We start from the raw sequence: 25712 nt of genomic DNA on the forward strand, positions 1-25712 counted from the left end.
CCTCGCTCTCGTCTGGTCCCGCGGGTTGATGCCCACCGTTTGGGGAGTGTCACGTCAGCGGCCGATCTTGGCAGTTCAGTGCCCGTCGCCGGCGGGGGGACCCGTGGGCGGGGCGCCGGGCTCGTCGTCCGTGGGCGTGGGTGTCGGCGGGCGCGCGTACAACCGGGTCGCGGTGATGACGCCCGTGCCGTCCGCCTGGGCGGACACCGGGCCGGCCGGCGTCAGCCCGGGCTGCAGCCGCTCCTCCACCCGCAGGTACTTGCGGCCGGCCCGCAGGTCCGCGTCGTTGCGCAGCCGGACGATCAGCGGGAAGGCCGCGAGGGCCGCGGTGTCGAACAGTCCCGTCGTGTAGATGAGCTGGACGCCCAGCCGGTCGGCGACGGCGAGCTGGAGGTCGAGCAGGTAGCCGGCGCTCGCCCGGCCGATGGGGTTGTCGAGGAACAGCACGCCGGCATGCGGCGCCCGGAGCTGGCCGCGGTCGTTGGCCCGCAGCGCCGCCATCGTGCAGTACAGGATGATGGCGGCGGTGAGCTGCTGACCACCGGAGAAGACGTCACCCAGCTCGCTGACCCGCACCCGTTCGGTGCGCAGGACCGCGTCCGGTTTGAGGATCTCGACCCGCACACCGCGGGGGATCGCGGCCCGCACCCCGCGCAGCAGCAACCCCATCCCGTCGTGACGCACCGCGGCCGCGGCGCGGGCGCCGCGTGCGCCGCCGGGGTCGGCGCCGACGCGGGTGGCCGCGCCCGGTCGGGGTCGGGCGGCCACGGCGGCGGCCGCCGTCTCGTCGACGACCCGGCCGAGGGCCTCCGTCAACGCCCGGTCATCCGGTTCGGCGAACGTGATGCGCAGGAAGTCCTGACCCGACCAGTCACCGAGCCGGTCGGGGAGGCGCGACAGGCGGCCGGCGGCGCGCAACGTGCCGAGCGCCGCGCGGACCATGCCCTCCAGGCGGGCGACGATCGCCTCGCGGTTGCGGCCGATGTGCGCGAGGTCGTCGTCGAGGCTGCGCAGCCGCGGCGCGAGGGCCTGCGCCCAGGCCGCCGCCCCGTCGGCCACGGCCTCGCGACCTGCCCGCAGCATCTGCCGGCGGGCGGGGGTGCGGACGGCGTCGAACCGGTCCTGCGCCGCCCAGGCGGTGACGGCCTCGGCCGCCGTCCGCACGGCACCGGCGGCCTGGCCGTAGGCGGCGGCGGCCTCCCGCCAGGCGAGGCGCAGCCGGTGGGAGTTCTCCCGAGCCTGGCGCGCGTCACCCGCGAACGGGACGGCCACCGCGCCCTCGTCGACCGGCGAGGGATCATCCCTCGCGGGCCCGGCGAGCGCGGACGCACCCCGCCCGCTCCCACCGGCGCCGCCCGTTCTGGCTGTGCCGCCTGTGCCGCCTGTGTCGGCGCTCGCGGGGCCCACGGGGGGCGAGGTCGCCGCGGGCAGGTCCGCGAGACTTTCGGCGATGGCGGTGAAGGCGTCCAGTTCGTCGGTGTGCCGAGCCGAGCGCTCGACGAGGTCGTCGCGGACGGCGCGGGCCCGGGCGTGGCCGTCCTCGGCGTGCTCGACCGCCGCGGCCGCGGCGCGCAGCAGCTCCCCGGCGTGACCGAGATCGGTCGGGACCTGTTCCCCGGCGAGCGGCGCCACCCCGCGCCGCTGTACCTCCGCCGTGGCGGTGCGCAGCTCCTCGCGCAGGGCACCGAGCTGCTCACGGGCGTCGTCGAGCTCGGCCCCGACCACCGCGGCCGCCCGGCGTGCCCGCGCCTCACCGGCGGCCCGCGTCGCGCTGTCCCCGCCGCTGACGCCCGCGAGCAGCGCGCGGGCCCGCGCGCGCACGGCCGGTTCGAAGGCCTCGACCGCCGCGCGGGCGGCGGCCTCCTCCCGGCGGGCCCGATCGACCTCGCCGCGCAGGTCCGCACCGACCTCCACCTGGGCGTAGGTGCGGCTTGCGGCCTCGTAGGCCGCGCGCAGCACCGCCACGGGCGGTTCCGGCCCGTCGCCTTCCCGCACCGTCACCGCGGCATCGCCCGCACCGACGACGCTGACGCTCTCCGCGCGGGCGGCGGCGGCGTTGCGGCGCGCCTCGTCCGCGCGGCGGACGGCCTCGGCGGCCGCCCGCCGCTGCGACGCCGCATGCTCCCGGGCTGCCCGGGCCTCGGCCAGCCGGTCCTCGGCGACCCCGGCGACCTGCTCGATCTCCCGCTCGGTCGCGGCCGGGTCGCCGACGGACCGGGCGAGCTGATCCAGCGCAGTCGCCCGGGCGGCAGCCTCGGCGGCGGCCACCCGCAGCGGTTCGACGTCGGCGAGTGCCCGCCGCGCCGCCTGCTCGGCCGCGGCCGCCTCCCGGCCGGCGGCGGCGAGCTCCGACTCGGCGGCCGCCAGCGTGTCCCGGGCGGCTGTGAGCTGCGCCTCGAGCCGGTCGAGGTGTCCGGCGGGGTGACTGCGCCGCCAGCCGGTGAGGGCCGCGGCGAGGTCACGGTCCACCGCGATCCGGTCGGACAGCGCCGCGGCGAGGGTGACGCGCTCGTCCTGGCGCGCCCGGATGGCCTCCCGCTCGGCGGCGGCGGCCGCGGTGTCGTAGAGCGCCGGGTTCGGCCGGACCATCGTGATCCGTTCGCCGTCGATGACCGGGTCGGCGTCGTCGAGCAGGTCGTCGACCCCGCCGACGGCGACCACGCTGTCGGGGAGCAGAGCGGCGGCGTCGAGCACCTCGCGGATCCGCGCGTGACCCACCCGCGCTGTGATGATCACTCCGTCGGCGAGGTGGGGCCGCGCCCGCAGGACCTGTTCGCGCCGCGCGGCCGGGACCGCGTGCGCGAGATGGGACCAGCCGGCGACCGCGGCGATCCCGGCGGCCTGCAGGACGTCGACCGCCGCGGCGACCTCCTCGCGGGGTGGGCGCAGGCCGCCCTCGCCCAGCGCGCCGAGCAGGCGCCGGTCGGCGTCGGCGGCCACCGACAGATCGAGCCGGCGCGCCTCCGCCGCGCCGATCGCCTCCGCCAGCCGCTCCCCGGCGGCCTCGGCGACCGCGTCGAGCACCCGATGCGCGCCCTCGCTCGGGGTGTCGTCCTCGCCCGCGGCCTCGTTCGGACCTCCGGACGGGCCCGCGTCCCCGAGCAGCTCCGCGAGCCGGCCGCCGGCGAGCAGCGCCGCCGCACCGGCGCGGGCCTCGTCGAGCCGGCCGGTGAGCCGATCCAGCGCCGCGCCGGCCGCGACGGCGCGGTGCTGGGCGGCGCGGGTGGTCGCCTGCGCCGGGCCGCGGTCCTGGGCGTCGGTGGCGTGGCTGAGCGCGTCGCGCACGGCGGCCGCGGCCTGCTGGGCCTCGGCGGCGGCCCGTTGCGCCTGGCGGGCGAGATCGGTGCCGCCGGGGGCGATCAGCCCGGCCCGGGCGGCGGCGGCCAGCGCGTCGAGAGCCGCCGCCCGCCGCTGGTGCAGGGCCTGCTCTCGAGCGCGCGCCTGCGCGGCCTCGTCGCTGGCACGGCGGTCCGCGCGCTCGGCCGCGCCGGCGCGTCGGTCGTGCTCGCCGGCCTCGGCCTCGGCGCGCAGGGCCGCGTCGCTGGAGGCCTCGGCCAGCCGGTTCAGACCGCCCAGCAGCGCCCGCGCGGCGCCGTCGCGGTCGGCCAGCGCGGGCGCGGCGACGTCCTCCGCGTCGGCGACGAGGCGGGTCAGCCGTTCCGCCTCGGCCGACGCCGCCGCGAGCCGCAACACGTCCTCGGTCGCCCGCCAGGCGTCGATCTCGGCGGCCGCGTCTCGGGCGCCGGCGACGAGGCGGTCCCGCTCCCGCTCGGCCTCGGCGAGACGCAGCTCGGCGATCCGCCGGCGCAGCGCGAGGACGGCGCCCTGCCGGCGCGACCGAGCCTCGTCGGCGTCGCGTTCCGCGTCTCGGGCGGCCTGTACCTGGGCGGCGAGCCCGGCCAGGGCGGCGGCGTCGCGGCGCACCCTGGCCCGCACGCCGTCGTGCAGGTCCGCGATCCGGGCCCGGGCGGCCGCGTAGGCCGCACCGGCGCCGGCACGCCGTTCGACCGCGTCGGCCAGCGGGGTGAGCCGCGTCAGCGCGCCCGCGACGAAGTCGCGCTCGGCACCGAGCGCGGCCCGTTCGGCGAGCTTGGTCGCGTAGCCGTCGACGACGTCGGCGATGCCCGCGGGGTCCTCGGGCGGGGTGACGGCGCGCAGCAGAAAGTCGACGAACTGCTCGTCGGAGCCGAACGAGAACGCCTCGGCCGCCTCGCCCTCGCCGGCGTTCATCGCCCGCTGGTAACGGAACAGCTCGGGATCGAGGCCGACGGCGTCCAGGTGCTCCCGCCAGGCGCCCTGGTGGGTCTCCCAGGTCAGGTCGAGCGCCGGGTCGGCCTCGTGGGCGTCGTGGAGCCGGCCCCGCAACCCGGCGAGGGTGAGCTGGCGGCCCTCGGCGGTCAANGGCAGGGAGGNGATCTCCAGGCCGCCGCCCGGGCGGAAGGAGTACCAGGCCTCGGTGAGCCGAGCGGCGTCGGCTGCGCCGCGGCCGCGCCACTCGCTCACCTTGCCGGTCACCACCCGCTGCCCGGTCACCGCATGCTGCCACTCGCAGGTGACGTGACCGCAGTCGCCGGGCAGGACGAAGTTGTCCAGCACCCGCCCGTTGGAGGTACCGACGACGTGGCGCCGGCCCGGCAGCACCACCGAGAAGATCAGCTTGATCAGGACGCTCTTGCCGCCGCCGTTCTCCAGGAACAGCACCGAGGCGGGGGAGGGGCGCAGCGGCCGGCTCGGCGCGCTGGGCGCGGCTGCCGTCCCCGCCGTCGCCGTGCCCAGCCCGGTTGCCGTGCCCGGGCCGATGGTCCTGCCCGGGCCGACCGGGGCCGCCGGGGACGGCACGCTGGACAGTGCGGGACCCGCGGGGACGGCCGCGTCGCGGCGCTGACGCGGCGTGGTGGGAAACAGCCCGTCCTGANGCGGGCCGGCGACCGGCGCGCCCACGCCCGAGAAGTCGAGCAGCACGTCGCCGAAACGGGCGCCCGGCGGCCCGATCGAGTGCAGCCGCACCCGCGACAACTCATACATCCGCGGCCTCTCCGGCCGGCGTCGTCTCGAGCAGGGCCGGCTCGTCGACGAGGACCCGCACGCTGCCGGCCCCGTCGGTGACCGTGACCACGCCGAGGGCAAGCAGCTCCTCGAAGGCCGCGTCCGCGGCCAGCTCGCGGACCTGGACCTGGTACCGGGGCGTGGTCCGGTACGTGCCGCCGGCCTCGTCGCCGACCGGAACCAGACAGCCCGATTCGGCGAGGAAGTTCATCGCGCGGGCGATGATGCCCGTCGTCGACCCGGCGAGGCGACGCGCGTCGCGGGTGGTGCCGGTCGAGGTGCGCCGGGCGTACAGGCGCCAGGCGGCCTCCAGCCGCGGCGCGTCGACCGGCGGATCGACGCTCGGGTCGTCGTCGGCGGTGCGTTCGCCCAGCAGCCGGCAGGTTTCGCGGACGAACGCGTCGACGCCGTGCACGCTGACCCGCCCGACGTAGGAGGCGTCGGCGAGATCGGCCGGCCGCGGATAGGCCAGCGCGGCCACGGCGAGCTGCGCGAGGGCGTGCAGCAGCCGGTCGGCCGCGCGGTGCTCGCCGCCGGCGCGGCGCGCGTAGTCACCGATCCGGACGGCGAAGGCCGAGTCCTCGGCGCCGGCCGGGACCAGACCCGCCCGTTCGGAGACGTCGAGCACGACCAGCCCGAGGCCGGCGGCGATCGCCTGGGTCAGCGCGGCGAACTCCGCCTCCCGCAGGTACCGCCGGACCAGGTCGCGGTAGTCGGGGTCGCGAGCCGGCACCAGCCGGGGCCGCAGGCCGAACGACACCAGCCGAGAGGCGTCGCGGGCGTCCGCGCGCTGCCGCCCGGCCTCCCGCGCGCCGTCGACCGGACCCCTGTCGTTCGCGTCGCCGTCGCCGTCGCCGTCGCCGAGGTCGCCGTCGCCGCCGTCGCCCAGGTCGATGTCGCCCAGGTCGATGTCGCTGAGGTCGATGTCGCTGAGGTCGACGTCACCCGGGTCGGGTTCCCGACTCATCGCGACCTCCTTCCCGCCGGCGCGGCCGCGCCGCCCGCATCCTGCAGATCCGTCAGGACTGCAGTGATACCAGCCGGGTCCGACGATTCCGCCGCACTGGGCGCCGCGACGATCCGGGCCCGACCGACGAGCAGGTCGGCCCCGCCGTAGTCCGGATCGTGCAGCGGCGTGCCGTCGTCGACGGCGACCGTGAGGGTGGTCTCGCCCGCCTGCCGGGACGCGTCGACGCGGGGGCCGACCGCATGCAGGGCAAGCAGCGCGACGAGGTCGGCGACCTCCCGGTCGCCCCCACGGCGGGCGTCGGCGAGCAGCGCGGACAGCCGGCGCGGCGCCGCCGGGTCGAGTTCGAGCAGCCCGAGCGCGCGGGCCCAGGTCTCGTCGTCGAACCGCGCCGGCTCCGCCAGCGGCACCAGCTCGGCCTCGACCACCTCCGCGCCGAGCGTGTCGCGTTCCACCGGCGGCCGCAGCAGCAGATCGACCAGATCGAGGACCCGGGGGGCCCGGGGCGTGCGCACGCCGACCGCGCCGGGGAAGAACGCCGCCGCCGGGCGCTGTGCGTCCCCGGCGGCCAGCGCCAGCGTCGGGACCAGCAGCTGCGCGTGCAGGTCGACGCCACCGCGCGCCGGGGTGACGGTGAACTGCTGGCGGTCCTGCTCGGCGCGGAACACCGCACCCGCCTCCAGCAGTCGGGCCTGCAGCTGGGTGTGCCGACGGATGCAGTCCCCGACGATGGCGACCAGGTCGGCGGCCTGGCGTTTGTGGTCGGCGTCGTCGGCGGAGTCGCGGTAGCGGCGGATGTGGGTGAGGATGGCGTTCTCGTACCGGTAGCGCTGCTCGACGTGCTGCAGGGCCTCGTCGACGAGGGCCGGCATCGCGTGCAGCCAGTCGACGGCCAGGACGTTGCGCCGCGTCGCGTCGAGGTGGCGGCGGAGCTGCTCGGCGTACTGCACGGTGCGGTAGCGGGCCGCCTCCGCCGCGCTGCGGGCGTCGGCGAGCCGGCCGCGGCGGATGAGCGTGTCGAGGGCGACCTCGGCGGCGACCTGCGCCGAGGTGATGTCGGTGTCCAACGCACCGACCAGGACGGTCACCGCCTCGTCGGTGGCCCGCAGGTAGATCTCCCCGTGCGGATCGGCGAACTCGACGAGCAGCTTGAAGTCGAAGCGGCGCCGTTCGTAGCGCCCGTCGGCGTGCAGGGTGCCGTAACCCGCCTCGAAGCCCCGGTTGACGTTGCCGACGTTGATGAGGTTGTGCAGCACCCAGGACGCCACCCGGTCGTGCTCGGCGGCCGGGCGGCCGGGCGCCTGGGCGGCGGCGAGCGGGACCAGGCGGCGGCGCACCTGGTCGTGGTCCGCGCCGCGGTCGAAGTCCATCGCCACGGTGACCTGGTCGATCGCGTGCAGGCCGAGCTCCGCCATCGCGTAGACGGAGAAGTCGGCGCCGTCCAGGTGCGCCTTGCGCACGTCGAGGTCGTGCAGCGGCTGGGTCAGCGCCAGCGCCTTGAGCCGGCGGATCATCCCGACGTCGCCGACGAGCCCGACAGCGGTGGGCAGCCGGTCCGGACCGGTTGTCGACGCGGGCTGGATCATCGCTCCGACGATAGTGGGTGGCGGGGATCGGGCAGCCCACCGCCCGGCCGCGGCCCCCGGGTGGTGGCACGACGGGGAACGGGGTGGCAGGCCGAGGTGGCCAACCGTCGGCGGGATTCCGGCGCGGCGTCATTTCAGTGCACTCTGTGGACCGGTGTGACGTCGAGGGCGCACGATCGGCCGGGCACGGAAGATCCAGGGTGATCTCGCTCACGAAGCGCACCCCGGTCGGGACGTGGGCTCGGCCGGCCGGTGTCATGTGGGAGCAACGTGCCGGTAGTGCAGGCCTTTCCTGGGTTCTCGGTGCCCGGGCGGGGGCGGTCGGGAGCCTGTGGACGCGGGCGGGAGCGGCGCACCCCACGTGAGCCGGGCGTGCTGTCGAGCGACCGTCAACAGGCCGGTGGGGTATTCTCAACTCGGTTCCACCGCGTGGCCGAGGTGTCACCACGATGAAGGTTCGGCGCGGGCGGAATCGACCGGGGGAGCGCGTACATCCGACGAGGGGTGGCGCAGGCCGGCCGGGCGCCGGGCGGTGCCCGTTCTCCCTTCTCCCCAACCGCGGCGCGGCGGGTGGGGTGGGCGCGGCCTTGGCGGTGGCGGCGTACGGCCGTCCCGGGCGTGGGGTGACCGACGAGACGCGCCGTCAGGCGCCGAGGAAACGGGTGGACGACGCCGTGGACGCTGCTCTGGAGGAGCTCGGGTTGCCGCGCCAGGCCGCCGCCGCGCAGGCGCGGCCGGCCCGGGAGGAGTCGGCGCCGTCGACGCCCCCGCCCGCGGACGGCCTGGCGGCCCAGCGGGAGGCGGCCGCTCAGCTGGGCGCGGCCCTGCGCGCGTTGACCGACGCCTCCGTGCGCACGCTGGCGTCGACCGCGACCCTGCTCGACGTCGCCGCCCGCATCACCGAGTGTCTGCCCGCGCTGACCGCCGACCAGCGCGACGTCGGTGACCCCGCGCCACTGGACGACCCGGCCGCGAAGCTGTGGCTGTACAACCCGGTCATCGGGCGGGCCAACCCGATCGCGCCCTGGCTCGAGACCACGCTGGTGGACGGCGTCCTCACCGGCCGTGCCACCCTCGGCCTGCCCTATCAGGGGCCGNGCGGCTACGTGCACGGCGGGGTGAGCGCCCTGCTGCTCGACCAGGTCCTGGGCGACGTCGTCAGCGCGAGTGGCCGGTCCGGCCTGACCGTCTCCCTGTCCACCCGCTACCGCGGGCCGATCCCGCTGCTGGCGCCGCTGCTCGTCGTCGGNCGGGTCGTCGAGGTCGCCGACCGGAAGATCACCGCGGCCGGCACGATCGCGCTGGAGTCCGAGCCCGACCGGCCCCTGGTCGAGGGCGTCGGCGTCTTCGTCGTGCCCCGTCCGGACCAGGCCGCCCGACTGTTCGGCGCGTTCGGCGGCCCGGCCCGCGACACCCCCGGTACGCCGGACACCCCCGGTATGCCCGCCGCGGTCCCGGNACTCGCCGTCCCCCCGACCTCGCCGTCGACCACCTGACCCTGCGGAGGAACGACGACCATGACCACAGGCCGACGCATGACCACAGGCCGACGCACGACCATGCCGGCCGCGTGACCACGCCCGACGTCGGACGGCGTCCCTCGGCACCCGTTCAGCGCGACGCCGGCACCCGGCCCGTGCGCTGGCGCCGCCCGCTGCCGCCGGTGGAACAGGTCCGGCCGGGGCTGTGGAGCATCCCGCTCCCGCTGCCCTGGGCGAAGCCGGCCCATGTGACCGTCTACGTGTTCGAGACCGCAGACGGCCCCTACCTGATCGACGCCGGCTGGGACTCCGACGACGCCTTCGCGGCCCTGGCGGCCGGACTGGACACGGTCGGGACCTCGGTCGCCGAGGTCCAGGGCGTCGTCGTCACCCACGCCCATCTCGATCACTTCGGGATGGCGGGGCGGATCCGGGAAGCGTCCGGTGCCTGGGTGTCGCTGCACCCGCTGGACAACGCGATCCTGAGCCAGTTCGAGAACGGCTTCGCCACGCGGATCCCGGGGCTGATGGCCCGCGCCGGNGCCCCGGCCGAGATGACCGAGCACCTGGTCAAGGGCACCCAGGCGGCAGTGCGCCGGATTCCGCGCCCGGACGTCCTGATCGAGGACGGTGGACGACCGGACATCCCCGGGTGGGAGTTGCGCGCGCTGTGGACCCCCGGCCATTCGCCGGGACACCTGTGCTTCTGGGAGCCGGCCAACCGGCTGCTGCTCTCCGGCGACCACGTGCTGCCGTCGACCGTGGTCGGTACCCCCGAGCCCGACGAGTCCCATCCCGACCCGCTCGGTGACCACCTGCGCGCGCTCGCCCGGCTGCGCGGGCTGGACGCCGCGGAGGTACTGCCGGCGCACGAGCACCGGTTCACCGGCCTGGAACACCGCCTCGCCGAGATCGACGCGGTGCACCAGGGCCGGCTCGCCGAGGTACTCGCGGGCCTGCGGGCCGGTGCGAGCACCGTCTGGGAGATCGCCGACCACGTGACCTGGCATCGCCCGTTTCGCAACCTGCGCGGCGTGGGGCTCCAGAACGCCGTCACCGACACCTTCGGCTGCCTCGCCGCCCTGGTGGCGACCGGCGCCGCCCGCGTCGACGACGGCGAACCCGCCCGCTGGCGGCTCGCCGACGCGTAGGCACCGCCGCGGCCGACGGCACCCGACCGCGGACGTCTGCGGACGTCTGCGGACGTCTGCGGACGTCGCCGGAGGTCAGCGGACGTCGGCGGAGGTGGCTGTCGCCCCTCGACTCCGGCGGAGGCGGGGATTTCGGGCCGCACCTGCCTGGGCCGCTCCTCGGTGGTAATAAGGTGTGGGTCATGACGTCCGTGTCGCTGTCCAAGGGCGGAAATGTCTCGCTGAGCAAGGTCGCTCCCAACCTCACGGCCGTGACCATCGGGCTGGGCTGGAAGGTGCGGCAGACCAGCGGCGCCGACTATGACCTCGACGCGAGCGCGATCGTCGTCAACGAGGCCGGCCGGGTGCTCTCCGACAGCTACTTCGTCTTCTTCAACAACCTCGTCAGCCCCGACGGCGGGGTCACCCACCTCGGCGACAACCTGGTCGGCGGCGGTGGCGGTGACGACGAACAGATCAACGTCGACCTGCGGACGTTGACCCCACAGGCGGCGAAGGTCGTGTTCGCGGTGTCGATCTACGATGCGGATGCCCNCCGNCAGACCTTCGGCCAGATCCGTGACGCCTTCATCCGGGTCACCGACGCCACGACCGGTGCCGAGGTCGCCCGCTACGACCTCACCGAGGACGCCTCCACCGAGACCGCGATGATCTTCGGTGAGCTGTACCGCTACGGCGGCGAGTGGAAGTTCCGCGCCGTCGGCCAGGGCTACGCCTCCGGGCTGCGCGGAATCGCCCTGGACTTCGGCGTCAACGTCTCCTGACCTCCCATTGTGTCCTCGCTCTGCTGAGCGACCTCCTCCTTCCCGGATCCGTTGCCGGTCGGCGATCCTGTGAGGACGCGCCTGATCGTCGCGGGACGGTTGGAGCGCGAGTTGGCCCGCTGNGGGGAGGCGGAGCTGACCTACCCTGAGCGTGGGGCGACGGCAGGAAGCCTGCCGGCCGGCTATCGGCATCTGCGGCGTCGCCTGTTGCTGGGCCACGGACGGCCCGTGCTCGACGCCGCCGCCGCGGTGATCATGAGCTGGCGGATGCATCGGCACGCCGGCCTCAGGCTGGTGGCGACTGCTTCCGGGGCGGACGTCGGCGCGACCGTGGTGATGTGCGCGGGCTGGGGACGGGTCGGCGTGCTGGCTGCCTGCCGGGTGGTGTGGGTGCTCGACGAGGACGACCGCCGCGGTTTCGCCTACGGGACCCTGCCTGACCATCCGGAGGTCGGCGAGGAGGCCTTCGTCGTCGAGCGCGACGCCGGCAACGCCGTCTGGCTGGGCATCACAGCCTTCAGCCGCCCCAACGGACTCCTGCCGCTGTTGGCCGGACCTGCGGGCCGACGAGTGCAGGACATGATGACCAGTCGTTACGCCCGTGTGGTACGAGACGCGACGGGCCTTGCGGAGCGCTGAGCCGAGCAGCTCGATCGCTCACACCACCACATCAACGATCTCGCTTCCCCCCGACCCCCCGATCCGCCGGCCTTGTCCCCCGTGCCGGCGGCGGCTGGCGGGAGTGACGCAGATCAGATGCGGCGCCAGCCGGTGGCGGGGCTCGAGGTGCCGATCGTGGGCACGATGCGGGTACGCGAGCCGCGCGGCGCGACGACCATGACCCGCACCGTCTGGGTGTTCGCGTCGATCCGGTAGAGGATCCGCCAGGTCCGGCCACTGGCCTCGTGCATGCCGACCTGCTCGCCCGGGATCGGGGTGCCGGCCTTGCGCGGGTCGTCGCGCAGCTTCCCGTCGAGGAACCGGCGGACCTCGCCGCGGGTGAGCTCGGCGAGCTTGGCCAGGTCCCGCTCGGCCGAGGCGGAGAGGGTGACCTCGTGCTTGTCGCTCACCGCCGGCCACCCATCCCGCCGCCCGAGCGTGGCCGGAGCCGGCCCGGGCGGGAGGGGACGACTTCCGCGTTGTTCACACGGTGATCCTATGCGGCCGCCCGTCCCGCGGCCCCCGCTTCGTGTCGGCGGCGGCCTNCACGACGGTGGGGGTCAGCTCCGCGGTGGTGGCCACCCGGGCCGAGGCCAGGCGCAGGGCGTCGCCGTCGGGTGGGAAGTGCGGGTTCGGCACGGCGACCACCGCCATCCCGGCGGCCGCGGCGGCACGCAGCCCGTTCGTGGAGTCCTCCACCGCGACGCAGTCGGCCGCGGGCACGCCGAGGCGGCGGGCGGCCTCGAGGTACACGTCCGGCGCGGGCTTGCCGCGGGCGACCTCCTCGGACGACACGACGGCGGCGAAATGGCCGGCCAGGCCCGTGTGCGCGAGGACCAGGTCGATGAGCATCCGGGCGGAGGAGCTGGCCAGGCCCAGCGGGTGCAGCGCCGCGAGGGCGCGCACGGCGTCCACCGCGCCGGGCAGCAGCGGCGGAGCCGAGCCGTAGCGGTCGGCGACGCGCCGCAGGACCTCCGCGGCGATGTCCTCCGGCGAGCCGGGCACCCCGAGCTCGGCCAGGTAACCCGACCATTCGGTCGTGCTCATCCCCATCATCCGGCTGGTGCTGTCCGCCGCCCAGCGCCCGCCCCGCTCGGCCACGTAGACGCGCCGGACGTCGTCCCACACCTGCTCGGAATCGATCAGGACGCCGTCGAGGTCGAACACGACCGCCGCGACCTCACCCATCGCAGTCCGTCGGAGCCATCGCAGCCACCTTGACATCCCCCGGTCTGGTCGACGGTGCCGGAGGCCGACGATACCCGGGGGCCATCCCCGATCCCACCCGCCCGCTCGTCCTTACCCGTCCGGATGACACGGACCGTCGCCGCTGTTGACACCGAGCATGCGCTACGGAGACGACGACACGATCCGTCATCTGCTCGCCGACACCGAGGTATGGGCGGTCGTCGGGCTGTCCAACGACACCCGCCGCACCGCCTACGGCATCGCGGACTATCTGCGTCGCAACGGCAAGCGGGTGGTGCCGGTCCATCCGTCGGCGCCGACGGTCGCGGGGGAGCGGGGATACGCGACGCTGAGCGAGATCCCGTTCGCCGTCGACGTCGTCGACCTGTTCGTCCGCTCGGAGCTTGCCGGGCCGGTGGTCGACGAGGCGGTGAAGATCGGCGCGGGGGGCGTCTGGCTGCAGCTCGGCGTCCGCGACGACGCGGCCGCGGTCCGCGCCGCCGAGGCCGGCCTGGACGTCGTGATGGACACCTGCCCGGCGATGGAGGCCCCCCGCCTCGGCCTCGGCTGGACCCGCTGACCGGCCCCGCTGACCGGCCCAGCCGCCCGGACCGTCCGGCTTGGGGTGCCCGGTGTTCCTGCGGTGCCCGGTGTTCCTGCGGTGCGTTCTGCACGGTCTGCGGCTCGCAACCGTGCTGAACGCACCACAGCCGGCCTCACCCGGGTTCAGCGTCGGCGGTGGCGGTGGACCGGTGCGCGGGTCGAGGGGGAGCCGCCGGGGACGCCCGGATCCGCGCCGGGCCGGGCCGGGCCGCCGGCCGTCGCGCCGACCGGGCCGTCACCCAGCCTCTCGACCGGGCCCTCACCCAGGCTCTCGACGGGGCCCTCGCCCAGGCTCTCGACCGGGCCCTCGCCCAGGCTCTCGACGGAGCCCTCGCCCAGGCTCTCGACGGAGCCCTCGCCCAGGGCCTCGACCGGCCCAGTGCCGCCGGGGCCGGGTTCGGGCACCGCGGGGGCCCACAGGGAGGTGCGGGTGATCTCGTCCGGTGCCCGGCGGGAACGGCGGACCAGGGTGAGCCGGNGGGTCGCCAGCGCCGCGGCGGGCGGGATCAGGACGAGCACGGGCAGCAGATAGCGGTAGTCGAAGCAGACCGTGGCCGCCGGCACCAGGAGGATCATGACGCCGGCGGCCGCCAGCAGGGCCGTGTCGGCGCGCAGCCGCCGGTGCTCGACCGTCTGGTCGTGCCAGCGTCGGCGGGCCCGGGCGCCGCGCACGCCCAGGCGCGGGGCGCGGCGCCGGGCCGGCACCGCGATCGCGACGACGGCGAGCAGCAGCATCCCGGCCAGCACCGGCCCGGGCGTGAAGCCGTACCGCTGGTATCCGCGCAGGAAGCCGGCCGTCGACGCGTGGACCTCGCGTTTCGGGGTGTCGCCGTGCAGGCCCAGCAGCGGCTCGCCGTTGTGCAGGAAGCGGGGCTCGTTCCCGGTGGGGAAGCGCCAGGTCGCGTCGGGCCAGTCGCGGTGCCCGATCGGCCGGCCGGGGCGGAAGTAGTGGACGAGCTCCCCGCCGACCATCCGGGCGTAGTCGCCGGGCTGGTAGCGGATGACCTGGTGGGTGAAGTCGCGCAGCAGCGCGTCGCGCTCGTCGGCGGGCACGTGCAGCCGCCGGGACGGGCTGTTGACGCTCCACACGTAGTAGCTGGGGTCCGGCCGCTGGGCGACGGGATGGGGGGAGCACAGCACGAGCTGGGGGCGGCTCAGGTGCAGCCGGTCGCAGTCGGCGATCGGTGCCACCCGGCCGTACATCCACACCGCGTCGCCGCCGGTGAGTGCGTACTTCCCATGGCTGGAGTGGAACCAGGTGGCGTAGCCGGCGAGCGGCACGGCCAGGGCGACGACGAAGGTCGCGAAGCGAAGCCAGCCGACCCGGCGCAGCACCAGGTAGCCGACGACCAGCACGGCGAGGGCCACNCCGATCGTGCGGACCAGGCCCGCGCCGGCAAGCAGCAGCCCGGCCAGCCCGCACGCCCACACCGACGGGCGGGGCGACCAGGTCAGGGCGACGATCGCGGCGACCAGCAGCACCGCGAACAGCGTCTCGGCCATCACGTAGTGCTCGATGACCAGCTCGTAGGCGTCGAGCAGGACCGGCGCCGCGGCGAGCGCCGCGATCGGCGCCGCGACCCGGCGGTGCACCAGCAGGACGTAGAGGGCCACGCCCAGCGNCAGCCCCGCCGCGTGCTGGACGACGGTGACCCACCAGNGGCTGTCGGTGAACGACAGCAGCCGCAGGAACGCCGGGTAGCCCGCCGGCCGCATCGGGTCGGGGGCCTTCAACGTCGACAGGCGCAGATAGGCGTAGGAGTCGCCGTAGAACTCGAACGCCGGCCGGTAGGCGTAGGCGGTGACGGCCCGCAGCGCCACGCCCGCGGCGAGCAGGATCGCGAACGGCAGATGGCGCAGCGGCCGGCGGTCGCGGTGCGGCGGTGGCCGGTCCGCACCGCCCGCGTCGGCGCCCAGCAGGACCGGGGCGTCGGGCGACACCGGGACCCGCGCGGCGCGCTGCGCGTTGCCGGCATCGTGCGGAGCGCCACCGGCGTCATCGCTGCCGCCGCCGTCGCCGTCGCTGCCGTCGCCGTCGTCGCTGCCGTCGTCGCCGCTGCCGCCGTCATCGCCGTTCCCGTCGCCGTCTCGACGCTCGGGTTCGTCCCACCGGCCCGGTTCGCCGAGAGGGTCCGGCTCGTCGGGGTAGGCGGGGTAGGGAGGGCCTTCGGGGTCGGCGGCAGCCGCCGTCGCCGCCATGCTGACCGGGGGCCGGGGCGGGGAGCCACCGTCCCGATCAGGATGCGCTGGAAGAGGCGGCGGGAACTGGTGCCTGCCCAGGACGACCATCGTCGATGTCCGCCGTTCTCAGAACCCGACGGCCTCGGCCGGGTGTTCCTGCGTCTCGTAGTGCATGCCGACCAGCGGCGCTCCGCCGGGCGGATCACCGGGTGCCCGCATCGCCGGGCGGGCGGCGGCGCGCTGGTGGCCGCCGCTGGGCCCCGCGGTCAGCAGGCGCANGAAGAACGAGCCGAACGCGGTCTGGGCGCCGAGCACCATCAGGGTCATCGCGAGCAGGGCCGGGCGCATCTCGTTCAGGGGACCGAGGTCGTTCGCGAGCCAGCGCACGAGCACCACGACGTCGACGACGAACCCGACCGTGAACAGTCCGGCCCCGACCGCCAGGCCGCGTTCGAGGGTGAACACCCGGTGGACCAGCGGCAGCGGCCAGCGGCGGCGCTCCTGCCAGCCGACCGCGTGGTTGTGGACGTCCGCGCAGACGCCGAGCAGCACCAGCTGCCAGCCGAGCAGCGCCAGCAGCGCGAACAGGATCGAGAAGTGCAGGTCCAGGCGGTGGAAGCCGACGTCCAGGGAGCCGGGGAGCAGGACCGCCTGGCCGACGAGCCCGAGCGCCAGCAGCACCAGACCCGGCAGGACGAACAGGTACCGCGGCGCGAGCAGCAGCATGAACCGCAGGTGGCGCCAGCCGTCGCGCAGGGAGTGCAGCTTGGAGTCACCCACCCGCGGGTGGTAGGTGATCGGCACCTCCTCGATGCGCAGCCCGGCCCGCCCGGCGGCGATGACCAGCTCGCTGGCCAGCTCCATCCCCTCGCAGCGCAGCCGCATCCGCAGGTACGCCTCGCGGCTGAACGCGCGCATCCCCGAGTNGGCGTCGGAGGAGCGCACGTCGAACAGGCGGTTGAGGATGCCGGTGAGCACCGGGTTGCCGACGTAGCGGTGCAGCCAGGGCATGGCGCCGGGCAGGATCTTCCCGGCGAAGCGGGAACCGAGCACGTAGTCCGCCCGACCGGCGCGCAGCGGGGCGAGCAGAGCGGTGAGGTCGGAGAAGTCGTAGGAGTCGTCCGCGTCGCCCATCACGATCAGCCGCCCCCTGGCGGCGGCGAAGCCGGCCAGGTAGGCGTTGCCGTAGCCGCGCCGCGTCTCGTGCACGACCCGGGCGCCCGCCTCCTCGGCGAGCTCGGCCGACCTGTCCGTCGAGCCGTTGTCGACAACGACGACCTCGCCGACGGCGCCCGCGGCGGCCAGCCCGGCGAGGGCCTTGCGCACGCACACGCCGACGGAGTCCTCCTCGTTGAGGCACGGCATGACGACCGAGACCTCGAACGCCTGCCCGCGCGAACGGGTTGCCCCGCCGGTGGCGGGAGTCTCCCCGACGGTGTCGGCGCCGGTGCCCGTGGCACCCTCCATCGTCCGTACCCCCTCCATGGCCGGGCGTGCCCGCGACCGTCCACCGGTGGCCGTCCGTGACGGGATTCCCCTGACCGGTCGCCGGTGTGCCGGCGGCCAATCGTGCAGGTGGACGCATCAGCAGACCGACGCGAGTCATTCTGGCGGCCGGTGCCGCGGATCGCTCGCCCNCAGCCCCGTAACCTACCGATCTGCTCGGATGGTCGGATTACCGGTGTCCCTCTGCGGACACATCACGGTCTGTCCGAACGGGTTGCCATGGAGCACCCTGCGCCTGCTGCCCTGGTCAGGACCGATCGGTGCGCGGTCTGTGACCGGCCCGCGCTGTGGCGCGGCAGACACGCCGGGCCCTCCGCACGCGCCTCGGTGTGACGCTTCTTACGGGGAGGCGTAACGTCTGGTGCCCGTGCAAGCTGTTCGCGTTTCAGACGAGGTGCCGACGCCCAACGCGCCGACCGACGACCCGACCGATCCCGCCGCCTCCGCGGCCCCCCGCGCATTTCCTCCACCGCGGCGCGGCTGTCCGCACTCCCCGCCCTGCCCCGCGGCGGACGGTGCCGACCGGGACGCCGCGCGGGTGACCAGCCAGCACTGGGACCAGGGCTGGAGCCTGTTGTGCAACGGGGTGATCCTGTTCGACGACACCGGGGAGATCCTGCCGACCGGTCGCACGGTCGAACCGCGGCGTGCCCTGCCGCGGGCGGCCTGCGCCCCGCGGCCCCCGGCGCCCCGGCGGGNGAGCCAGGCTCCCGTCCGGGTCTGACCGTCCGGGTCTGACCGGCCGGCCTGAGCGGCTGAGCGGCACGTCCCGCCGGGTCTGACCGGCCGGCCGCCGGCGGGGCGTCGTGGCCCGCGGCTGTGAGGTTTCGTCCAGATTGATCCGGCGACCCCCTGGGCGGGTACGGTGCCGGCGTGACGGCGAGATCGGCGGGCGGGTCTGTGCGGGGGATTGTCGGAGTGGCGCGGGGGACCGGCCTGGCCGACCGGTGGCGGGCGGAGGTGTCCCGCGGGTCGGGCGGCGGCCTGCCGTCGGCCGCGAGTCCGGTCGGGCGCCGGGCGCGCCTGCTCATGCGCCGCGACATCGCCCTCGGCCGCAGCTTCGTGCAGGCGTTCACCCGGGCGGACCGCTCCCTGTTCACCGCGCTCGCCGGCGGGCGCCCGCTGCTCGACCCGGTCCTGCCGCGGCTGTCGCATGCCGCCGACCACGGTCTGCTGTGGTGGGGTGTGGCGGGGGCGCTGGGGGCCAGCAAGGGGCGCCGCCGCCCGGCTGCGGCCCGGGGCCTGATCGGGCTCGGCGTCGCCAGCGTCCTGGCCAACGGGCCGGCCAAGCTGGTGTTCCGCCGCGACCGCCCGCCGACGCACGGCATCCCGCCGCTACGCCGGCTCTCCCGCGACCTGACGACCTTTTCGTTCCCGTCCGGGCACGCGGCCTCCGCCGCCGCCTTCGCGACCGGGGTCGCCCTCGACGCCCCCGGGGTGGCGGTGCCGGTGGCCGCCCTCGCCGCCACCGTGGCGTTCTCCCGCGTCTACGTCGGGGTGCACTACCCCGGGGACGTGGCCGCGGGGATCCTGCTGGGCGTCGGCGCGGGCCTGCTGACCACGAAGGTGATGCCGCGGCGGCCCTGGGTGCCGGCGCGGGCGAGCCCGGCGTCGGCCTGGGCGCCGGCGCTGCCCGAGGGTGACGGCCTCACCGTCGTCGTCAACGCGCGTTCCGGCCAGGGCAACCACGCCGATCTGCTCGCCGTGCTGCGCGCCGACCTGCCCCGGGCGGAGGTCGTCGAGGTCGGACCGGCCGACGACATGGCCGCCGCGCTGGCCGGCGCCGCGTCGTCGTCGAGGGTGCTGGGCATCGCCGGCGGCGACGGAAGCATCAACGCGGCCGCGCAGGTGGCGCTGGCCCGCGGCATGCCGCTGGCGGTCTTCCCGGCGGGCACGCTCAACCACTTCGCCGCCGACCTGGGCCTGGTCGGCGCCGGGGACTCGGTGCAGGCGATCCGTGAGGGAGCGGCGGTCGCCGTCGACCTCGGTCGGGCCGACGGCATCTCCGCGGTGTTCGACCGGTTCTCCCGGATCTTCGTGAACACCGCCAGCCTCGGCGGCTATCCCGACATGGTGGCCGTGCGGGAGAAGTTCGAGCGGCGCATCGGCAAGTGGCCCGCGATGATCATTGCGCTCTGCTGGATCCTGCGCCACGAGCCGCCGTTCGAGGTGGAGATCGACTCCGAGCCCCGTCGGGTCTGGCTGATCTTCGTCGGCAACGGGGTGTACCGCCCCGACGGCTTCGCCCCGACCTACCGCAACCGGCTCGACGAGAGCCTGCTTGACCTGCGGATCGTCGACGCGTCGGCGCCGCTGGCCCGGCTGCGGCTGGTGGGGGCGGTCCTCACCGGCCGGCTCGGCCGCAGCCGGGTGTACGAGCAGCGCACGGTGGAGCGGGTGCTGATCTCCTCCCGCCAGCCCGGGCCGCTGCCCTTCGCGTGTGACGGCGAGGTCACCGAGGGGGTCGAGCGGATCGTGATCACTCCGAGCGGTGCCCGGCTGATCGTCTACCGCCCGCGCCGCCCCGGCGACAGCTGAGCCGCGACGCCCGGCGGCCGGCGGCCGGCGCCCCGGGCGTCCGCAGGCCCGGCGCTGGCCGCCGCGGGCGCGGGCGTTCAGCCGCCGCGGTGCTGGAGCGGGATGAGCGTGTGCAGCGGGCGGGTGAGCTGCGTGAACTGGGAGGAGTCGAGGAGGTCCTCGACGAGCAGCGCGCAGGCCAGGTCGGCGCACAGCTCCATGACCCGGTGGTCCTCGCTGGAGTCGGTGGCGGCGCGCTTGCCGCGGCAGTCCGGGCACAGCCGCCAGAACCCCTCGGCGGCACTGCGGCGCACCAGCGTCCACACCCGTCGGCGACCGGTCACCACGGCGCTCGCGAACGCGGCGTCCATGGCCTGCTGGTGGGCGGAGTCGTCCCGGGTCAGGGCGCTGACCAGCAGCCCGTCGAAGACCTCCAGGCTGTCCGGGTCGTGGCAGCGGCCGGCGAGGACCGGCAGCGCGGCGAGGACCCGCTTGACGTCCGCGGCGGCCGGGCCGAGGTCGGGCTCGTGCGAGCGCGCCCGCGGGTACACCGCGCGCCAGGGCCGCATGAGCGCGGCGTACTCGGCGCGGCCGAGGATGGGCCGCGCGTAGGAGGCGGCGACGGCGTCGCGCATCGCGCGCAGCGCGGTGGCCGCGACCGACGGCTCGACGGTGACGTAGTCGGCGCCGGCGAGGTCGTCGGCGTAGATGGCGCTCAGAGCGTCGAACGCGGCCAGCACCTCGACGATCAGCGGCGAGTCGGGCGCCAGCGCCTTGTCCCGGGCGGCGGCCAGGTAGCCGGAGTTGCGCCAGGCCGCGGCGAGCGAGCCGAGCTCGGCGTCGGTGGTGTGCACGAGCTGGGCGAGGATCCCGAGGATCCCTCGCAGGTTGGGATGCTCCTCCAGCCGTTCGATGCGGCGGGCTCGCAGGATCATGCCGCCCGCCCGCCGCTGGTGGGGGCCCCGGCGCACACGGATCGCCGCGGGGTCACCGCGAGCCTNCCCGGCCACGGCGCGGATGGTGCCACCGCGAGTGTGGGGGTCGTCGTGACACCGTTCACCTCGTCCTCCTCGACCGTCGCGGCCTGCGCCGGGCAGCCGTCGTCCGAATCCGTGCGGGTGAACCGGCCGGACGTCCCGTCACCGGCCGGATCATGGGCGGCGCGGCGGATGCGGCGACCGTACCTGATCACTTCATGGTCTCGCGTACCAGGCAGGCCACATCTCGTCGCTCTCCGACACCGTAGCTGCGCGGGGCGGCGTACGCGGGGAGTNCCGCCTGCGTGGGGTCCGCGGCGTGGTACGCCGCGTCGCCGATCTCCCGATGTCACCTCCGTGAGACTAGTGTTTGNGGCCCCGATGTGGAACTCGTTGTGCCTTTAGGCGGGGCATGACGGTGGTGGCACGGCCGTGCCAGTGCGGGCCCAGGACGGATCGGCATGGCTGCCGGAGGCGGTCTGGCACGTCGGTGTCGGCCACCCTGGTCACGCAGGGCGACACCGACGCCGGTGCGCACCGGCGCGCCGCCGCCGCGCCCGGCCGGGGTGAGGCTCGTGACACCACGGCCGGGCCGGTATCGGCCCGGCCGGCGGCCTCCGGCTGGGCCGGGGCCCGCTTGGGCGGCGTTTTCCCCGGGAGTGCCGGCACCGGCGGGTGATGATGGCCGGCGCCGGCAGGGGGTGCCTCCGCGCGGGGGTGGGACCGGGGGTGGCGCGCCGCGTCGCGACCCTCCGATGGTGGCACCCCTGCCGGGGTGGACCGGGGGTGCCGGGCCGGCCGGCGCCGCCGCCGTCGCCTCCCCCCGAGGGGTGGGACCGGGCGTCGCCCCGGCCGCGGAAAGACCGGCGGGCCCGGGGTGGACGGCCTGGTCAGGTCGTCCACCCCGGGCCCGCCATGGGTCGGTCGGCCCGCAGGCCGGCCGGCGTGGTGGCCCAGCCGGGCGTGGTCACTCAGCCCGGCGTGCTGGCCCGGCCCGGCGTGCTGGCCCGGCTCGGCGTGCTGGCCCGGCCGGGCGGGTGGCTCAGCCGGCGTCGGTGCCGCCGACGGCGTCGTCGTCGTCGCGCAGGCCGAAGCGGCGGATCGCGTCCTCGACCAGGCTGGCCTTGACCTCGCCGGCCCGGACCAGGGACTCCAGGGCGGCGACGACGACCGACTCGGCGTCGACCTTGAAGTGCCGGCGCAGCGCCAGCCGGGTGTCGGAGCGCCCGTAGCCGTCGGTGCCGAGCGAGGTGAACGCCTGCGGCACCCAGCGGGAGATCTGGTCGGGCACCGCGCGCATCCAGTCGGAGACCGCCACGACGGGGCCGGGGGCGCCGTCGAGGATGCGGCTCACGTACGGCACGGCGTCGTCGGCCTCGGGGTTGAGCAGGTTGGCCCGCTCGCAGTCGAGGGCCTCCCGGCGCAGCTCGTTCCACGAGGTCACCGACCACACGTCGGCGGCGACGCCGAAGTCGGCGGCGAGGATCTCCTGCGCGGTGAGCGCCCAGTGGATGGACGTGCCGCTGGCCAGCAACTGCGCCCGCGGCCCCGAGCCACCCTCGGCGCCGCCGCTGGGCAGGCCGCCGACGAGCTCCTCGGCCGGCCGGAACCGGTACATGCCCGCGATGATCTGCGCCGGGTCGAGGCCGGCCGGCTCGGCCGGCTGCGGAACGGGCTCGTTGTAGACGGTGAGGTAGTAGAAGACGTTCTCGTCACGCTCGCCGTACATCCGGTCCAGGGCGTCGCGGACGATGTGCGAGACCTCGAACGCGAAGGCCGGGTCGTAGGCGACGCAGGCCGGGTTGGTCGAGGCGAGCAGCAGCGAGTGGCCGTCCTGGTGCTGCAGGCCCTCGCCGTTGAGCGTGGTCCGCCCGGCGGTGGCGCCGAGCAGGAAGCCGCGGCCGAGCTGGTCGCCGAGCGCCCACATCTGGTCACCGGTGCGCTGGAACCCGAACATCGAGTAGAAGACGTAGACCGGGATCATGTACTGCGCGTGGGTGGAGTACGAGGTCGCGGNGGCGATCACCGAGCCCATCGAGCCGGCCTCGCTGATGCCCTCGTGCAGCATCTGGCCGGACTCGGACTCCTGGTAGGACANCAGCAGCTCGCGGTCGACGGCCTCGTAACGCTGCCCGTGCGGCGAGTAGATCTTCGCCGTCGGGAACATGGCGTCCATGCCGAAGGTGCGGGCCTCGTCGGGGATGACCGGCACGAACCGTGCGCCCATCTCCTTGGTCTTCATGAGGTCCTTGAGCAGCCGGACGAACGCCATGGTCGTGGCGACGGGCTGCTTGCCCGAGCCCTTGCGCAGCTCGTCGAAGATCTTCGCGGGCGGCTGGGGGAGCGGCTTGGCCCGCACGACGCGCCGCGGCATCGACCCGCCGAGCGAGGCCCGGCGCTCCCGCATGTACTGGATCTCCTCGGAGTCCGGCCCCGGGTGGTAGTAGGGGGGCAGGTCCCCGGCCAGCGCCGAGTCCGGGATCTCCAGGTAGAGCCGGTCGCGGAACTCCTTGAGCTCCGCCTTGGTCAGCTTCTTCATCTGGTGGGTGGCGTTGCGGGCCTCGAAGTCCTTGCCCAGCGTCCAGCCCTTGATGGTGTGGGCGAGGATGACCGTGGGCTGACCGGTGTGCTCGGTGNCCGCCTTGTAGGCCGCGTAGAGCTTGCGGTAGTCGTGGCCGCCACGGGAGAGCTTGCGCAGGTCGTCGTCGGCGAGGTCGGCGACCATGCGGCGCAGCCGGGCGTCCGCGCCGAAGAAGTGCTCGCGGATGTACTCGCCCGAGGACGTCGTGTAGGTCTGGAACTNCCCGTCCGGGGTGGTGTTCATCCGGTGGACGAGGGTGCCGTCGGTGTCCTTGNCCAGCAGCGGGTCCCAGTCGCGACCCCAGACAACCTTGATCACATTCCAGCCGGCGCCGCGGAACAGCGACTCCAGCTCCTGCATGATCTTGCCGTTGCCGCGGACCGGGCCGTCGAGGCGCTGCAGGTTGCAGTTCACCACGAAGATCAGATTGTCGAGCTCCTCGCGGGCGGCGACGCCGAGCGCCCCGATCGACTCCGGCTCGTCCATCTCGCCGTCGCCGAGGAACGCCCACACCCTGCTGTTCGAGGTGTCCTTGATCTGGCGGTTGAGCNGGTAACGGTTGAAGCGTGCCTGATAGATGGCGTCGATCGGGCCGAGGCCCATCGACACGGTGGGGAACTCCCAGAAGTCGGGCATGAGCCGCGGGTGCGGGTAGGACGACAGCCCGCCCGACTCGCTTTCCCGACGGAAGGCGTCGAGCTGGGACTCCGTCAACCGGCCTTCCAGGAACGCGCGGGCGTAGATGCCCGGCGAGGCGTGCCCCTGGATGAAGATCTGGTCACCCGAGTCGCTTCCCGGGGAGGAGCTCAGGTGGTCCTTGCCGCGGAAGAAATGGTTGAATCCGACCTCGTACAGGCTCGCGCTCGACGCGTAGGTGGCGATGTGGCCGCCGACGTTGAACTCGGGCCGGTTCGCGCGGCTGACCATGATGGCCGCGTTCCACCGGATATACGCCCGGATGNGGCGCTCGACATGTTCGTCGCCGGGGAACCAGGGCTCGCGCTCCGGCGGGATCGTGTTGATGTAGTCCGTGCTGGTCAGGCCGGGAACGCCGACCGCCTTCTCACGGGCTCGTTCGAGGAGCTTCAGCATGAGGAAGCGGGCCCGGCCGCGGCCGGACTCCTCAATGACCGCGTCGAGTGACTCCAGCCACTCGTTGGTCTCCGAGGGGTCGATGTCCGGCAGCTGACTCGGCAGCCCNTCGGTGATGACCGAGAACTTCCGGGTTGTGTCCTGCGCCACNCCTTCTCCTGCTCCTCAAGCTTCCGGGGCCGCCGGTGNCGCTCGAGAAGATCCTCCTCGTGCGTCCGCCGGCCCATGTGTCACTTCACGTGCACGGGGATGCGGGAACCCGCATGATCGATGCATCGCCGCGTCCTGGCCGCTCGTCACCTTCTCCTCCGGCGTGCCGCTGCGGGTGATCGACCGACTCCCATCGGCCGAGGCGGGACCCGGCGGGCGAACACGCCTTGGTCCCATCGTGCTCCGTTCGCGCGACCTCGTCACGCACGCCTTGGTTACTTTCGAGTAGAGAATCGGGCGATACGCGTGGCGTTGTCGACATGTCGTCCGCGCCGCAGCCGGTGAACGGCCCCCGCCTGGTAGACAATCACCCTGATGGACACCCGGATGAAGACCACGACGCTGTCCGTGCACACCGGCCGCCAGGAGCGTGTGGTCGACCTCACCCCCGACGCAGTGGAGTTCGTCACTGATTCCGGTGATGGCCTGCTGTCGGTGTTCGTGCCGCATGCCACCGCCGGGCTGGCCATCCTCGAGCTGGGCTCCGGCAGCGACCCCGACCTGCTCGCGGCGCTCGCCGAGCTGCTGCCCGCCGACGGCCGGTGGCGCCACGCGCACGGCTCGCCCGGCCACGGCCGATCCCACGTCATGCCGGCGTTCATCCCGCCGACNCTGACGGTCCCGGTGCTCGATGGTCGGCTCGCGCTCGGCACCTGGCAGTCGATCGCGCTGGTCGATCTCAACGTGGACAACCCCGACCGAACGGTCCGGCTGTCCCTGCTGACGGGATGATCGAGCGTCCGGCGAGGGAATGATCGAGGCCCGTTGCGGGTACCGGCGGGGAGTCGCCGCACGTCGACCACGCCGTCATCGGTCCACAACCGACGGCGTGGCACTTGCGCAGTCACCGGGCGGTCCGGTGGACTAGGTCGAGACGCACCGGGTGATGGACCCCATCGCGCCGGTGCGCTCACGCACGGGGCGTCTCCGCGGCTCTCGCGGAGCGTCACACACGAACGGGAGGTAGCGCAGGGTGAGTCCGACCGCGGCGAACGCCGAGGGTCAGCGCCGGGCGGAGCGACTGGGAGTCTCCGCCGGGACCCAGGTGCAGTCGCTCAACGAGGACGATGACATCGCCCAGGACCTGCTGGACGCGGTGACCAGCGCCAGCGGGACGGAGCTGGTCCCCGAGGACTCCGACGACGTCGTCGACATCGTCCTGCTGTGGTGGCGGGAGGACGACGGGGATCTGNCCAACGCGC

At 74.9% G+C, this 25712-nt stretch carries 15 protein-coding genes and 16 pseudogenes; 14 read left to right on the forward strand and 17 right to left on the reverse strand.

Annotated elements, in window-relative coordinates:
• Positions 1-75: 75 nt before the first annotated feature.
• The 3 genes from UK94_RS00530 to UK94_RS00540 all read right to left on the reverse strand — a co-directional run.
• On the reverse strand, positions 76-4401 hold a 4326-nt coding region (locus UK94_RS00530; protein ID WP_235485996.1), incomplete at its 5' end, for a hypothetical protein.
• A gap of 616 nt (positions 4402-5017) precedes the next feature.
• The gene (locus UK94_RS00535) at positions 5018-6013 is read right to left on the reverse strand and encodes a hypothetical protein (RefSeq protein ID WP_055748258.1); all 996 of its coding nucleotides are present in this window, start codon (positions 6011-6013) and stop codon (positions 5018-5020) included.
• Positions 6010-7599, reverse strand: coding sequence for a hypothetical protein (locus UK94_RS00540; protein ID WP_011606177.1), 1590 nt, complete (start codon positions 7597-7599; stop codon positions 6010-6012). The genes UK94_RS00535 and UK94_RS00540 overlap by 4 nt, the downstream gene beginning before the upstream one ends.
• A 662-nt stretch (positions 7600-8261) precedes the next feature.
• On the opposite strand from UK94_RS00540, the pseudogene UK94_RS35480 reads away from it, so the two are divergent.
• From UK94_RS35480 to UK94_RS00560, 8 genes and pseudogenes are all read left to right on the forward strand, one after another.
• Positions 8262-8696 (forward strand): annotated as a pseudogene (locus tag UK94_RS35480) (PaaI family thioesterase); the annotation flags it as partial.
• Between the two features lie 9 nt (positions 8697-8705).
• On the forward strand, positions 8706-8848 hold a 143-nt coding region (locus UK94_RS35485), incomplete at its 3' end, for a hotdog domain-containing protein (protein WP_313949435.1).
• 1 nt (position 8849) lies between these two features.
• A pseudogene (locus tag UK94_RS72475) lies at positions 8850-9057 on the forward strand (PaaI family thioesterase); the annotation flags it as partial.
• A 271-nt stretch (positions 9058-9328) separates the two neighbouring features.
• Positions 9329-9621: MBL fold metallo-hydrolase (locus UK94_RS35490; protein ID WP_268761174.1), on the forward strand; the 293-nt coding region annotated here is incomplete at its 3' end.
• A 13-nt stretch (positions 9622-9634) separates the two neighbouring features.
• On the forward strand, positions 9635-10231 hold the full coding sequence (locus UK94_RS35495) for an MBL fold metallo-hydrolase (RefSeq protein ID WP_235486142.1): 597 nt from the start codon (positions 9635-9637) through the stop codon (positions 10229-10231).
• A 182-nt stretch (positions 10232-10413) separates the two neighbouring features.
• Positions 10414-10765: TerD family protein (locus tag UK94_RS35500; protein ID WP_235485998.1), on the forward strand; the 352-nt coding region annotated here is incomplete at its 3' end.
• A 5-nt stretch (positions 10766-10770) separates the two neighbouring features.
• Positions 10771-10995: pseudogene (locus tag UK94_RS35505) on the forward strand (TerD family protein); the annotation flags it as partial.
• Positions 10996-11130: 135 nt separating this feature from the next.
• Positions 11131-11634 carry a DUF1990 domain-containing protein gene (locus UK94_RS00560; RefSeq protein ID WP_268761175.1) on the forward strand — a complete coding sequence of 168 codons (504 nt, stop codon included), beginning with the start codon at positions 11131-11133 and terminating at the stop codon, positions 11632-11634.
• A gap of 113 nt (positions 11635-11747) precedes the next feature.
• Here the strand turns inward: UK94_RS00560 and UK94_RS00565 are convergent, their stop codons facing one another.
• Positions 11748-12065: a cytotoxic translational repressor of toxin-antitoxin stability system gene (locus UK94_RS00565; protein ID WP_011606170.1), complete on the reverse strand. Its 318-nt coding sequence runs from the start codon at positions 12063-12065 to the stop codon at positions 11748-11750.
• A 136-nt stretch (positions 12066-12201) separates the two neighbouring features.
• A pseudogene (locus UK94_RS00570) lies at positions 12202-12879 on the reverse strand (HAD family phosphatase); the annotation flags it as partial.
• A 121-nt stretch (positions 12880-13000) separates the two neighbouring features.
• On the opposite strand from UK94_RS00570, the gene UK94_RS00575 reads away from it, so the two are divergent.
• Positions 13001-13423 carry a CoA-binding protein gene (locus UK94_RS00575; protein ID WP_041939626.1) on the forward strand — a complete coding sequence of 141 codons (423 nt, stop codon included), beginning with the start codon at positions 13001-13003 and terminating at the stop codon, positions 13421-13423.
• A 1392-nt stretch (positions 13424-14815) separates the two neighbouring features.
• Here UK94_RS00575 and UK94_RS35515 read toward each other — a convergent pair.
• From UK94_RS35515 to UK94_RS35535, 3 pseudogenes are all read right to left on the reverse strand, one after another.
• A pseudogene (locus tag UK94_RS35515) lies at positions 14816-15068 on the reverse strand (hypothetical protein); the annotation flags it as partial.
• Positions 15069-15906: 838 nt separating this feature from the next.
• Positions 15907-16553: pseudogene (locus UK94_RS35530) on the reverse strand (glycosyltransferase family 2 protein); the annotation flags it as partial.
• A 1-nt stretch (position 16554) separates the two neighbouring features.
• Positions 16555-17094 (reverse strand): annotated as a pseudogene (locus tag UK94_RS35535) (glycosyltransferase family 2 protein); the annotation flags it as partial.
• Between the two features lie 433 nt (positions 17095-17527).
• Between UK94_RS35535 and UK94_RS72480 the strand changes: the two are divergent.
• Together UK94_RS72480 and UK94_RS00595 are read left to right on the forward strand one after the other, a co-directional pair.
• The coding region (locus tag UK94_RS72480) for a DUF5999 family protein (RefSeq protein WP_268761158.1) at positions 17528-17831 on the forward strand (304 nt) is incomplete at its 3' end.
• Between the two features lie 331 nt (positions 17832-18162).
• Positions 18163-19671 (forward strand): bifunctional phosphatase PAP2/diacylglycerol kinase family protein, encoded by a 1509-nt coding sequence (locus UK94_RS00595; RefSeq protein WP_011606164.1) that lies wholly within the window; start codon positions 18163-18165, stop codon positions 19669-19671.
• A gap of 77 nt (positions 19672-19748) precedes the next feature.
• Here the strand turns inward: UK94_RS00595 and UK94_RS00600 are convergent, their stop codons facing one another.
• From UK94_RS00600 to UK94_RS35580, 9 genes and pseudogenes are all read right to left on the reverse strand, one after another.
• Positions 19749-20585 carry a hypothetical protein gene (locus UK94_RS00600; RefSeq protein WP_011606163.1) on the reverse strand — a complete coding sequence of 279 codons (837 nt, stop codon included), beginning with the start codon at positions 20583-20585 and terminating at the stop codon, positions 19749-19751.
• Positions 20586-21669: 1084 nt separating this feature from the next.
• Positions 21670-22643, reverse strand: a pseudogene (locus UK94_RS35545) (pyruvate dehydrogenase (acetyl-transferring), homodimeric type); the annotation flags it as partial.
• A gap of 1 nt (position 22644) precedes the next feature.
• Positions 22645-22724, reverse strand: a pseudogene (locus tag UK94_RS35550) (hypothetical protein); the annotation flags it as partial.
• 1 nt (position 22725) lies between these two features.
• Positions 22726-23263 (reverse strand): annotated as a pseudogene (locus tag UK94_RS35555) (pyruvate dehydrogenase (acetyl-transferring), homodimeric type); the annotation flags it as partial.
• Between the two features lies 1 nt (position 23264).
• Positions 23265-23429 (reverse strand): annotated as a pseudogene (locus UK94_RS35560) (hypothetical protein); the annotation flags it as partial.
• 1 nt (position 23430) lies between these two features.
• Positions 23431-23482, reverse strand: a pseudogene (locus tag UK94_RS35565) (hypothetical protein); the annotation flags it as partial.
• 1 nt (position 23483) lies between these two features.
• Positions 23484-23758: pseudogene (locus UK94_RS35570) on the reverse strand (hypothetical protein); the annotation flags it as partial.
• Between the two features lies 1 nt (position 23759).
• A pseudogene (locus UK94_RS35575) lies at positions 23760-24169 on the reverse strand (pyruvate dehydrogenase (acetyl-transferring), homodimeric type); the annotation flags it as partial.
• A gap of 1 nt (position 24170) precedes the next feature.
• Positions 24171-24408, reverse strand: a pseudogene (locus UK94_RS35580) (hypothetical protein); the annotation flags it as partial.
• 429 nt (positions 24409-24837) lie between these two features.
• On the opposite strand from UK94_RS35580, the gene UK94_RS00620 reads away from it, so the two are divergent.
• The 3 genes and pseudogenes from UK94_RS00620 to UK94_RS35590 all read left to right on the forward strand — a co-directional run.
• On the forward strand, positions 24838-25121 hold a 284-nt coding region (locus UK94_RS00620), incomplete at its 3' end, for a YjbQ family protein (RefSeq protein ID WP_235486000.1).
• Between the two features lies 1 nt (position 25122).
• Positions 25123-25242, forward strand: a pseudogene (locus UK94_RS35585) (YjbQ family protein); the annotation flags it as partial.
• Between the two features lie 241 nt (positions 25243-25483).
• Positions 25484-25702, forward strand: a 219-nt coding sequence (locus UK94_RS35590) for a DUF3052 family protein (protein WP_235486003.1), incomplete at its 3' end; no start/stop codon positions are given.
• Positions 25703-25712: the final 10 nt, after the last annotated feature.

The sequence above is a fragment of the Frankia sp. AvcI1 genome, assembly GCF_001420875.1.
Classification (GTDB): domain Bacteria; phylum Actinomycetota; class Actinomycetes; order Frankiales; family Frankiaceae; genus Frankia; species Frankia alni.

Excerpts from the sequence above, each read along its gene's own strand:
- UK94_RS00535 (WP_055748258.1), bottom strand. The coding sequence starts at position 6,013 with ATGAGTCGGGAACCCGACCCGGGTGACGTCGACCTCAGCGACATCGAC.
- UK94_RS00540 (WP_011606177.1), bottom strand. The coding sequence starts at position 7,599 with ATGATCCAGCCCGCGTCGACAACCGGTCCGGACCGGCTGCCCACCGCT.
- UK94_RS35495 (WP_235486142.1), top strand. The coding sequence starts at position 9,635 with ATGACCGAGCACCTGGTCAAGGGCACCCAGGCGGCAGTGCGCCGGATT.
- UK94_RS00575 (WP_041939626.1), top strand. The coding sequence starts at position 13,001 with ATGCGCTACGGAGACGACGACACGATCCGTCATCTGCTCGCCGACACC.
- UK94_RS00595 (WP_011606164.1), top strand. The coding sequence starts at position 18,163 with ATGCGCCGCGACATCGCCCTCGGCCGCAGCTTCGTGCAGGCGTTCACC.
- UK94_RS00600 (WP_011606163.1), bottom strand. The coding sequence starts at position 20,585 with ATGATCCTGCGAGCCCGCCGCATCGAACGGCTGGAGGAGCATCCCAAC.